We start from the raw sequence: 11,119 nt of genomic DNA on the forward strand, positions 1-11,119 counted from the left end.
GACTTTCTATGACATTCTTTTACAAAACGAACGGTCAGTTAGTAAACACGGCGATCAAAGGTGATGAAGCCATGCCCGAAGCATTCCTAGTTGATGGTGTTCGAACTCCTATCGGTCGATACGGCGGGGTGCTGGCCGGCATCCGCCCCGACGACCTGGCCGCCATCGTGCTTAACTCGGTCGTGTCCCGGTCCGGGCTGGATCCCACCCTCCTTGACGAGGTCGTTCTCGGCGCCGCCAACCAGGCCGGCGAGGACAACCGCAACGTCGCCCGCATGGCCGTGCTCCTGGCCGGTCTCCCCGACAGCGTGCCGGGGATCACGGTCAACCGGCTCTGCGCATCCGGCCTGTCCGCCGTGCACCTGGCCGCCAACATGATCAAGGCCGGCGAAGCAGACCTCGTGATCGCCGGCGGCGTCGAATCGATGACCCGCGCACCCTGGGTTCTCGCCAAGCCGGAGAAGGCGTTCGCCAAGCCGGGCGAGATCGTCGACACCTCGATCGGCTGGCGCTTCACGAACCCGCGCCTGCAAGCGCGCGACAAGGCCACCTTCTCCATGTCGGAGACGGCGGAGGAGGTCGCCGCCCTCGACGGCATCAGCCGGGCGGATGCCGACACGTTCGCCCTCCGCTCGCACCGGCTGGCACTCGAGGCGCAACGTGACGGCATCTTCACGCCCGAGATCGTGGGTGTTCCCACCCGCGCCGGACTGATCGAGATCGACGAGGGCCCCCGAGCCGACACCACGCTCGAACGCCTCGCCGGGCTGCGCTCGGTCGTGCGGACGGGCGGCATCGTCACGGCCGGCAACGCCAGCTCCCTGAACGACGGGGCCTCCGCCATCGTTGTGGCGAGCGAGGCGGCCATCGAGCGTCTGGGGCTGACGCCCCGCGCCCGGGTGGTAGGCGGAGCCAGCGCCGGCGTCGCCCCGGAGACCATGGGCCTCGGCCCGGTCCCCGCCACCCAGAAGCTGCTGCACCGCCTGGGACTGACCATCGGTGACGTCGACGCCGTCGAACTCAATGAGGCGTTCGCGACCCAGTCTCTGGCCTGCATCCGCCGGCTCGGCCTCGACCCGGAAATCGTCAACCGGCACGGCGGCGCCATCGCCCTCGGGCACCCGCTCGGGTCGTCCGGGTCCCGTATCCTGATCACCCTGTTGGGGCGCATGGAGCGCGAGGGTGCCCAACGCGGCGTGGCCACCATGTGCGTGGGCGTCGGGCAAGGTTCCTCCCTGCTGGTGGAGCGCGTCTAGATGTCGCGCGAGTTCACGACGCTGCTGGTCGACGAGCGGCCCGACCGGGTGCATGTGCAGCTCCACCGACCGGCCGTGCGCAACGCCATCGACCAGACCATGATCGACGAGTTGCACCTGGTCTGCGCCGACCTCGAGCAGGAACCCCGCATCCTGATCCTGTCCGGCACGAACGGCGTCTTCGCCTCCGGGGCCGATATCGCCCAGTTGCGGGAACGCCGGGCCGAAGACGCCCTGAACGGGATCAACTCGACCCTGTTCGGCCGGATCGCCCGCCTGCCGATGCCCGTGATCGCCGCCATCGACGGCTGGGCGCTCGGCGGCGGGGCCGAGCTTGCCTACGCCGCCGACTTCCGGATCGCCTCCACGACCGCCCGGCTCGGCAATCCGGAGACGGCCCTCGGCATCATCCCGGCGGCCGGAGCGCTGTGGCGGCTGGCCGCGCTGGTCGGCGAACCCGTGGCCAAGGAGATCATCCTGGCCGCGCGCATCCTGAACGCTTCCGAGGCGCTGGCGGTGCACCTGGTCACCGAGGTGCACGAGTCGGACGTCCTGCTCGAGGCAGCGCACGCGCTGGCCGACCGGATCGCCAAGCAGGACCCGTTGGCCACCCAGCTGGCCAAGGAGGTCTTCCATGTTCCCGCCGCGGAGCATCCCGTGGCCGACAACGAGGCCCAGGCGCGCCTGTTCGAGTCCGACCAGAAATTCACCCGAATGACCGCATTCCTGGAGAGGAAGAAGCGATGACGCTCAGCACCGTGTCCGCAAAGGCCCAAGCCGCTCAGTCCGTGCCAGTGCCGCACCAGGTCGGCGTGCTCGGCGGAGGCCGCATGGGCGCCGGCATTGCGCACGCGTTCCTAATGGCCGGGGCCCATGTCACCGTCGTGGAGCAGGGAGACGACGCGGCTGCCGCCGCCCGCGACCGGGTCCTGACCGCCATCGACAAATCCCTCAGCCGCGGTAGCGTGACCGCGAGCCGCGCCGAGCTCGGCGACCGGCTGACCGTGACAACGGATGCCGCCGCGTTCGCCGGCTCCGGCCTCGTCGTCGAGGCCGTTCCCGAGATCGTGGCGCTGAAGACGCAGGCGCTCCGCCTGGTGGAGGCGCACCTCGCCCCCACCGCCTGGCTGGCGTCCAACACCTCCTCGCTGTCGATCACCGATCTGGCCGAGACGCTGGACCGCCCGGACCGGTTCATTGGACTGCACTTCTTCAACCCGGTGCCGGTCTCGACCCTGATCGAGGTCGTCACGGGGGAGCGCACCGACCCGGAGCTCGCCCGGCTCGCCCAGGACTGGGTGTCCTCGCTCGGGAAGACGCCGATCCTGGTGCGGGACTCGCCCGGCTTCGCCAGCTCCCGCCTCGGCGTCGCGATTGCGCTCGAGGCGATCCGCATGGTCGAGGAGGGCGTGGCCAGCCCCGAGGCCATCGACACGGCCATGGTTCTTGGCTACAAGCATCCGGTCGGGCCTCTCCGCACGACCGACATCGTCGGCCTCGACGTTCGCCTCGGCATCGCCGAACACCTGCACGAAACCCTCGGCGACCGGTTCGCCCCGCCGCAACTGCTACGCGACCTTGTCGCACGCGGTGACCTCGGACGCAAAAGCGGCCGCGGCTTCTTCGATTGGAAGGACGCATGATGACACTTCTCAGCAACGGCACCAGCACTGACACCGGCCCCGACACGAGCTCTGACACGGTCGTTCCCAGCTACGTTCTCGACTCCTGGTGGACCCCGGACACCGACGTGGTCGCCCAGCGTGTCCTCGACGCGAGCACCGGGGCCGAGGTCGCCCGGGTCAGCAGCGACGGGCTCGACCTGGCCGCCGTGGTCGAACACGCCCGCACGGTCGGCCAGGCCTCGCTCGGGGAACTGACCTTCCACCAGCGTGCCATCCTGCTCAAGAAGCTGGGACAGTACCTGGGCGGAGTCAAGGAGGAGCTCTACGCGCTCTCCGCCCGCACCGGCGCCACCCGCTACGACTCGATGGTCGACATCGACGGCGGCATTGGAGTGCTGTTCACGCTGTCCTCCAAGGGCCGGCGCGAGATGCCCAACAGTCAGGTTTACATCGACGGCGACGTCGAGGCGCTCTCCCGCGACGGCTCCTTCAGCGGTCAGCACATCTACACCCGCATCCCCGGAGTCGCCTGCCAGATCAACGCCTTCAACTTCCCGGTCTGGGGCATGCTTGAGAAGCTGGCCCCGGCGTTCATCGCCGGCGTGCCGACGATCGTCAAGCCCGCGACGCCCACCGGGTACCTGACCGAGGCGGTCGTGCGTCACATCCTGGCGTCCGGCATCCTGCCCCTGGGCGCCCTGCAGCTGATCTCCGGCAGCGCCAGGGACCTGATCGACCACCTCGACTACCGCGATCTGGTGGCGTTCACCGGGTCGGCCGGCACCGCCCGCACCCTCAAGTCCCACCCGAACGTGGTCGAGGGCGGCGTGCGCTTCACGAGCGAGACCGATTCGCTCAACGCCGCGATCCTGGGCCCGGACGCCGCGGCCGGCACGGCCGAGTTCGACGCCTACGTCGCCTCCGTAGTGACCGAGATGACCAGCAAGGCCGGTCAGAAGTGCACCAGCATCCGCCGGCTGATCGTGCCGGCGGGCCGCCGCGACCAGGTCGTCGCGGCCGTCTCCGAACGGATGGCCCGCCGCGTCACCCTCGGTGACCCGCGCGCCGAGGGGGTCACCATGGGGCCCCTCGCCAGCACAGGGCAGCGCGACGAGGTGCTCGCCAGCGTCGCCCGCCTGATCGACGGCGGCGGACGCATCGTGATGGGCTCGGCGGACGCCCCGACCGGAACCGACCCGGGCGGCGCCTTCGTCGCCCCCATCCTGCTGGCCTTCCACGACCCGGAGAGCCCGGCCGTGCACGAGATCGAAGCCTTCGGCCCGGTGGCCTCCATCATCGAGTACACCGACCTGGACCACGCCATCGCGCTGGCCGCGCGCGGCGGCGGCTCACTGGTGACGACCGTGGCCACTCACCACCCCGATATCGCGCGTACGCTCGTGCTCGGGATCGCAGCGCACCACGGCCGGGTGCTGATGCTTGACCGGGTCGATGCGCGCAGCAGCACGGGCCACGGATCGCCCGTTCCGCACCTCGTGCACGGCGGACCCGGGCGGGCCGGCGGCAGTGAGGAGCTCGGCGGCGTCCGTTCGGTGCTGCACCACATGCAGCGCACGGCTATCCAGGGCTCGCCCGACATGCTGACCGCCATCACGGGGGAGTGGCACGCCGGTGCCGCGGTGCGAACGGGCATCCACCCGTTCCGAAAGTCCCTGGCCGAGTTGCGGGTGGGCGACCAGACCCAGGGCGGACCGCGCGTGGTCACTCTGGCCGACATCACGGCATTCGCCGAGGCCACCGGCGACAAGTTCTACGCGCACACGGACCCCGAGGCGGCGGCGGCGAACCCGTTCTTCCCCGGGATCGTCGCGCACGGCTACCTGCTGGTGTCCTGGGCGGCCGGGTTGTTCGTGGATGCGGCCCCCGGGCCGGTGCTCGCGAACTCCGGGCTGGAGAAGCTGCGGTTCGTCACCCCGGTGTCGCCCGGCGACAGCATCCGGGTCACCCTGACGGCCAAGCGGATCACCCCGCGCGAGACCGAAGAGTACGGCGAGGTCTGCTGGGACGCCGTGCTGCACAACCAGAACGATGAGGTCGTCGCCACCTACGACGTTCTCACCCTGGTCGCCAAGGAGTAACCCCCGGGCACCAGCTGAGAGCGCCACAGGCGGAGCGCCAGGTCGGGTGTCGAACGAATTCGACGGAGATTTTAAGGAATAAGCCGGTTTCCGGGCTGTTTTGGGCCGTTTCGCGCAAAATCTCCGTCGAACTCGTTCACGCTGCCGGCGGGGCGCGCGTACGGTGCGCGGCCGCTGTCGACGGCACAAGCGCGATCGGGCAGGCCTTCGATGCCGCACCGGACTGCACTTCCCTGACTCGGTAGGTCTGCGGGTGAGCAGAGCATGACACCATGACTACGTGACTTCCGGGACAGATCCAGCGTTGGTGCCTGAACTTCTGGTGCGGGATCTTGAAGCCAGCATCGAGTTCTGGTGCGACTTGTGCGGATTCACGATTCGCTACGACCGCCCCGATGACGGCTTCGCTTACATCATGCGGGGATCCGCGCACGTGATGCTGGAACGGGCGGGAGCCGGCAGGAACTGGATCACGGGTCCCCTTGAGGTGCCGCAGGGTCGCGGCGTGAACTTTCAGGTGGCCGTGCCCGACGTCGATCCGATCCTGTCGGCCTTGCGAGCGGCCGGCGTTTCACTGTTCATGGCGCCCGAGACGAAGTGGTATCGCGTCGACGACGAGGAAGCCGGTGTGCGCCAGTTCCTGGTCACCGATCCGGACGGCTACCTGATTCGGTTCCAAAGCCCACTCGGCCGCCGGCCGGTAGTCCGGTAGTCCGACAGGCCGGTAGTTCGACGGATGTGCGCCCGGCGGCCGCCTCGGCGGACATCGGCAGATTCGCCAGTCGCCATTCCAACATCCCCTCGTTTAATCGCGTTGCGCGTCGGCCGCTCCGGCGCAGCACGGCCATGGCCTCGTAGGCAAGCACGCAGTACTTGCCGCGGCAGTAGGCGACAACCTCGCGGTCCGTCGGCAGTTCACTGAGCCGATCGCTGAGTTCCTCGAGGGGGATGGAGAGGGCGCCGGGAATGTGCGCAGCGTTATATTCCTGCCGTGGCCGCACATCCAGCACGGTGATAGTCCCGGCCGTCGCGCGTGCGAGAAGCTCTTCCCTGGTGATTTCCTCGTGCGTATCGTCGCCCGCCGCTTCGGAGTCATCGAGACCCAGATAGGCGATCCGGATGGATTCGACGTCTGCGAGATGGGTCTGCGCGACGCTGCGCACCAGGCTGTAGAGCCGGGCGACGTCATCCCCGGCGAGTCGGTAGTGAATCCGGGTGCCCTCCCGGCGAGTGCTGACCAGACCCGCATGTTTGAGGGTTTGCAGGTGGGCGGATGCGCTTGTCAGACCCAGGCCGGCCGCGTTCGCCAACGATTCCACCGTGCGTTCGCCCTGGGCGAGCAGGTCGACCAGCTCAAGGCGCTTGCCGCTGCCCAGCGCCTTGCCGACGCGGGCAAACTGCTCGAACAGCGCCGATTTCTTTTCTCGATCGCCCATCTTTTTCCTCTCGGTTCCCTTCACACTAGTATCATCTAATAATCAATGGTTTTCTGGAATAGGATTCGGGCCCGTGCAGCGGCTCCCTCGCTGGAGAACGGACTATGAGTCAGACCCCGAACGCCGCAGATCAACCCAAAGGCGTGCGCCGCGGCATCGTCCTGGGCCTCCGGCAGAACTTCCCCCAGCTCCTGTTGCTCGTCGCGGTCAACGCGCTGGTCGGCGGCACGCTCGGCCAGGAACGCACTGTGCTGCCGCTGCTGGCGGACGAGGTCTTTCAGCTCGACCGCTATACGGGCATACTGACCTTCATCCTCGCCTTCGGCTTCGCCAAGGCCGGCATCAACTATTTCGCCGGCACCTTCTCAGACCGCTACGGCCGAAAGCCGGTGCTGGTCGCAGGCTGGCTGATCGCCATCCCCGTTCCGATCCTGCTCATCCTGGGCCCGACCTGGGGCTGGATCGTCGCCGCCAACGTGATCCTCGGGATCAGCCAGGGACTGACCTGATCGACCACCGTGGTCATGAAAATGGGCCTCGTCGGCCCGAGCCGCCGCGGCCTGGCCATGGGCTTCAACGAGGCGGCCGGGTACCTCGGAGTCGCCGCGACGGCACCGGCCACCGGCTACATCGCGGGCGAATACGGGCTTCGTCCTGGCCCGTTCCTGCTCGGCGCGGTCTTCATCGCTCTGGGCCTCGGTCTGTCGGTCATCTTCGTGCGCGAAACCCATCAGCACGCCAAAGTCGAGGCCGTCAACCACCTGTCTGTTCACGCCCACGCCGGCTCCCTCAGCAATCGGGAGGTGTTCACCCTCACCAGTTTCCGGGACCGGTCGCTGTCTTCGATCAGCCAGGCCGGGATGGTCAACAACCTCAACGACGGCCTCGCCTGGGGGCTCTTCCCCATTCTGTTCGCCGCCGCCGGACTCAGTATCGAATGCATCGGCATCCTGGCCGCCGTCTACCCGGCGGTTTGGGGAGCCGGGCAGCTCATCACCGGAGGGCTCTCCGATCGGATCGGCCGCAAAGGTCTGGCTGACCGCAGCCATCCTGCTCGGCGCCGGCGCCGGCACCGCCATGGTCTACCCGACGCTGCTCGCCGCGATCGGCGACGTCGCCCACCCCGAGTGGAGGGCCCGCTCGGTGGGTGCGTACCGGCTGTGGCGTGACGGAGGCTTCGCCGTTGGCGCGTTACTGTCCGGGCTGCTCGCCGACGCCTTCGGTATTCCTACGGCGGTCGCCGTGGTCGCGGCGCTGACCGCGGCATCCGGACTCGTCGTGGCCTTGCGCATGCGCGGAGACGACCATCTCCGTACCCGCAGCCGATGAGCCGTGCCCTTCGCTCCTGCGCACGCACCAACGGTGAACCCACGATGAGGCTTGCGGTCTCCTGAGTGCCGAATTGCTCGTTCGTTGACCACAAGAATGTCGATTCCGTCAACGTACTGGCCGATGAACGGTCGTTTTCTGGTCGGTGGAACGAGGATGGTCTACCGCCGGGTTATGTCAGCGGCAGGAAAAAAGGTGGGCAGAAAATTCTCTGCCCACCTTTTGACCTGAGGTGTCTTATTTGGCGGTGACCGTGATGAGAGGGCTTCCGACCTCCACGTGGCCAGACGCTGCCTGGTCGACCGATCCGAACTTCTTGGGGTTCGTCACGAGCACCGGGGTGACCAGCGAGTAGCCGGCATCCTCGATCACCTTGCGGTCGAAGGTCACCAGCGGGGTGCCTGCTTCAACGCGGTCGCCCGCGGCCACCTTGACCTCGAAGCCCTTGCCGCCAAGGTTCACGGTGTCGATACCCACGTGAATGAGCATTTCAACACCGCTGTCGAGTCGCAGCCCGAAGGCGTGACCGGTCGCCTGAGCGACGAGAACCTTGCCTGCTCCAGGGGCGTACACGGTGTCCTCGGTCGGATCGATTCCCACGCCTAGACCGACGATTCCCTTGCTGAACACAGGGTCCGGCACGTCCGTCAGTGGAACGACGATACCGGCGATGGGCGAACCAATCGTGGCCAGGACCGTGGCGGTGGCGGTGGCGGTTGCGGTTGCGGTTCCGGCGCCTGTTCCTGAGCCTGACGCACCGGCAACAACCGGGGTTGCGATGTCAGAGTCGGTTGCAGCATCGTCGCTCGCTACGGTTTCCGCAGCCAGAGCCTCGGCGAATTCCGCCTTCTGCTCCGGCGTCTTATAGCCGGAGAGGATCACGAGGATCATCGCGGTGAAGAACGACGCGGTAATGGCGCCCGCGTACAGGGGAATGTTGTCGAACGCGGGGATCGTCAACAGCGAGGTGAAGACGAATGCGCTGGTCTTCACGCCGCCGCCGAGGCCGAGGATGACGCCGCCGACGAGGCAGCCCACGAGCATCCGTGGGTAGATGCGCTTGAACCGAAGGTGGATGCCATAGAGCGAGGGTTCAGAAATACCACCTAGCAGGCCGGCCGCGAGCGCGCCCGTTGCGGTCTGCTTCATCTGACGGTCCTTTTCGCGGATGGACAGGAACAGCACGCCGGCAGTTGCACCGAAGCACGCGAAGTTCCACGCACCCATGGGGCCCTGGATGAAGTCATAGCCGAGGGACTGGATGTTGAGCAGCATGATTGCGTTCAGCGGCCAGTGCAGGCCGAGCGGAACCATGAACGGGTAGGCCAGCGGGATGACGACAGCGAAGATGAACGGCGAGAAGTCGTTGATCGACTTGAGGAAGTTGCCGAGTGCGGCGCCGCCGTACACGCCCATGGGGCCGATCAGGAAGGCGGTCAGCGGGATCATGATGAGCATGCAGAGGAACGGCACGAAGATCAGCTGAACGCTGGACGGAATGATCTTCTTCAGATACTTGGTCAGCAACCCGAGAACGACCGCCATGATCAGCGGCGGGAACACCTGCGAGCTGTAGTCGGTGACGGTCAGAGGCAGTCCGAAGATCTGCACGACTGCAGCCTTGCCGCCGAAGACGGTCTCTGCTCCGTCGGTGAGTCCCAGCGCGTTGAAGCCGGGGAGCATGACGACGGCCATGATGCCGAAGCCGACCCAGGGGTCAGCGCCGAGCCGCTTGGAGGCGTTGTAGGCGACCATCAGCGGAAGGAAGACGAAAACGCCCTGCCACATCAGGTTGATGAACGCCCAGGACGGGTCGAGGGTGACGCCTGGTGCGTTCCACGACGGGATGACCCCGAGGGTTGCCATCAGAGCCATGAACGTGATGAACAGGGATGCGCCGAGCAGCGCACCCAGGATCGGGCGGAAGGAGTCGGACAGGATCTCGAAGAACGTGTCCAGCCCGGAGAACTTTCCGCGCGGGCCCTTCGCGCGTTCCGCGGCCTTCACATTGGCGATGGTATCGCCGGTGCCGTGGTCGCCCGCATGCTTCTTCATTGCGGGAAGCGCCATAATGTCGTTGTATACGGTATCTACGGCTCCGCCGACGACGATCTGGTAGCGATCGCCGGCCTGCGGAACAGCGCCGAGAACCAGAGGCAACGCTTCGACGGCCGCTTGGTCAATCCCCGATGCATCCTTCAGCGTGAAACGTAGCCGGGTGGCACAGTGGGTGAGGCCGACGATGTTTTCGGCCCCTCCGATACTTTCAATAATGTCTGCAGCGGGTTTCGATGCCACCTTGGACTCCTTCTGGTGTTGATGCGGAACTTAATGATTCCGCTTGTTACGGCTCAGCGCGAACCACGCTGGCTGGCTGAAGACCGTAATGGTCTCCACGCATCGTTAGCAACGATAACGGTTTTTTGGACACACTTAAGCATAAGGACAACGCCGGCCGTGCGCGGAAGGAATTATGCCGTCGCGAGTCAGCGATGAGTCGGTACCATCGCGGGATGGGGAATCACGAAACACATCCGCCGTCGCGAGCAGTCTTGTCCACACCAATTGAAGACCTGTGGCCACCTTTCGGGCTGAAAATCACTTGCGGCCCCGTTACGTTGTCTCCCGTTCGCGACGCTGACCTACCCGAACTCGATGCGCTCGCTGCGGCAGGCATCCACGCGCCGACGGAGATGCCGTTCTTCTTCCCGTGGACCGTAGGTTCCCCGGGCGAGATCCGGTTGCGACTCATGCAATACCACTGGGCACAACGAGCCGAGATGTCGCCGGCGGCCTGGTCGCTCGAGACCACGGTTCGCTTCGACGGTGAGATCGTCGGTTGCCAGAGCATCTCAACCAGGGACTACCTCGTCACGAGAACGGGGGAGACGGGCTCCTGGCTTGGCATGAAGCACCACGGCCGCGGGATCGGTACGCTCATGCGTCAGGCTCTCTGCGCATTCATGTTCGATCACCTGGACGCCGCCGAGGTCACCTCAGCGGCATTCGTTGACAATCCCGCGTCCCTCGCGGTGTCGAGAAAGGTCGGTTACCGGGAGAACGGAATCGGTCGCCTGAAGAGGCGCGACGGCGAGATGGTCTTGAACCAGAAGCTGGTTCTGACTTCCGACACCCTGAACCGCGCCGAGCCCGAACTGAAAGTCGAGGGCGCACTGCAGCTCCGGGACTTCCTTGGCCTGAATGGTCGCGATCAATGATCAGGGCTTCTTCCTCCACATTGTGGGTGTGATCGGGTTATCCACAGACCGTTTCTTGGTGGGCGGATGCCGCGGGTAATGTCGGTGGGTGCCCGTAGCGTGTGTGTCATGAAGCCCTCATTTATGGAAGAGCAAGAGGCTCTCGGGGAGCATTTC

At 66.3% G+C, this 11,119-nt stretch carries 8 protein-coding genes and 1 pseudogene; 7 read left to right on the top strand and 2 right to left on the bottom strand.

Translation table 11 applies throughout. From position 1 onward, the window contains the following. Nucleotides 1-71: 71 nt before the first annotated feature. From E3O54_RS03545 to E3O54_RS03565, 5 genes are all read left to right on the top strand, one after another. A complete protein-coding gene (locus tag E3O54_RS03545) occupies nt 72-1,256 on the top strand; it encodes an acetyl-CoA C-acyltransferase (RefSeq protein ID WP_134400951.1) in 1,185 nt (394 codons plus the stop codon). Further along, entirely contained in the window at nt 1,257-2,003 is a 747-nt protein-coding gene (locus E3O54_RS03550) for an enoyl-CoA hydratase/isomerase family protein (RefSeq protein WP_134400952.1), read from the top strand. Continuing rightward, nucleotides 2,000-2,899: a 3-hydroxyacyl-CoA dehydrogenase family protein gene (locus tag E3O54_RS03555; RefSeq protein WP_134400953.1), complete on the top strand. Its 900-nt coding sequence runs from the start codon at nt 2,000-2,002 to the stop codon at nt 2,897-2,899. The genes E3O54_RS03550 and E3O54_RS03555 overlap by 4 nt, the downstream gene beginning before the upstream one ends. Next, nucleotides 2,899-4,980, top strand: coding sequence for a phenylacetic acid degradation bifunctional protein PaaZ (gene paaZ, locus E3O54_RS03560; protein ID WP_134400966.1), 2,082 nt, complete (start codon nt 2,899-2,901; stop codon nt 4,978-4,980). Before E3O54_RS03555 ends, paaZ begins: the two co-directional genes overlap by 1 nt. 307 nt (nt 4,981-5,287) lie before the next feature. Further along, nucleotides 5,288-5,692: a VOC family protein gene (locus tag E3O54_RS03565; RefSeq protein ID WP_198411424.1), complete on the top strand. Its 405-nt coding sequence runs from the start codon at nt 5,288-5,290 to the stop codon at nt 5,690-5,692. On the opposite strand, the gene E3O54_RS03570 is transcribed toward E3O54_RS03565, so the two are convergent. Further along, nucleotides 5,625-6,416, bottom strand: coding sequence for a metalloregulator ArsR/SmtB family transcription factor (locus tag E3O54_RS03570; protein ID WP_134400954.1), 792 nt, complete (start codon nt 6,414-6,416; stop codon nt 5,625-5,627). The genes E3O54_RS03565 and E3O54_RS03570 overlap by 68 nt on opposite strands. 104 nt (nt 6,417-6,520) lie before the next feature. On the opposite strand from E3O54_RS03570, the pseudogene E3O54_RS03575 reads away from it, so the two are divergent. Further along, nucleotides 6,521-7,745: pseudogene (locus tag E3O54_RS03575) on the top strand (MFS transporter). 237 nt (nt 7,746-7,982) lie between these two features. Here E3O54_RS03575 and E3O54_RS03580 read toward each other — a convergent pair. Continuing rightward, the gene (locus tag E3O54_RS03580) at nt 7,983-10,043 is read right to left on the bottom strand and encodes a glucose PTS transporter subunit IIA (protein WP_134400955.1); all 2,061 of its coding nucleotides are present in this window, start codon (nt 10,041-10,043) and stop codon (nt 7,983-7,985) included. Between the two features lie 320 nt (nt 10,044-10,363). Here E3O54_RS03580 and E3O54_RS03585 point away from each other — a divergent pair, with 320 nt between their 5' ends. Next, nucleotides 10,364-10,963 carry a GNAT family N-acetyltransferase gene (locus E3O54_RS03585; RefSeq protein ID WP_198411425.1) on the top strand — a complete coding sequence of 200 codons (600 nt, stop codon included), beginning with the start codon at nt 10,364-10,366 and terminating at the stop codon, nt 10,961-10,963. Nucleotides 10,964-11,119: the final 156 nt, after the last annotated feature.

The sequence above is a fragment of the Cryobacterium sp. TMT2-4 genome (assembly GCF_004402575.1).
GTDB classification, from domain to species: Bacteria; Actinomycetota; Actinomycetes; order Actinomycetales; family Microbacteriaceae; genus Cryobacterium; species Cryobacterium sandaracinum.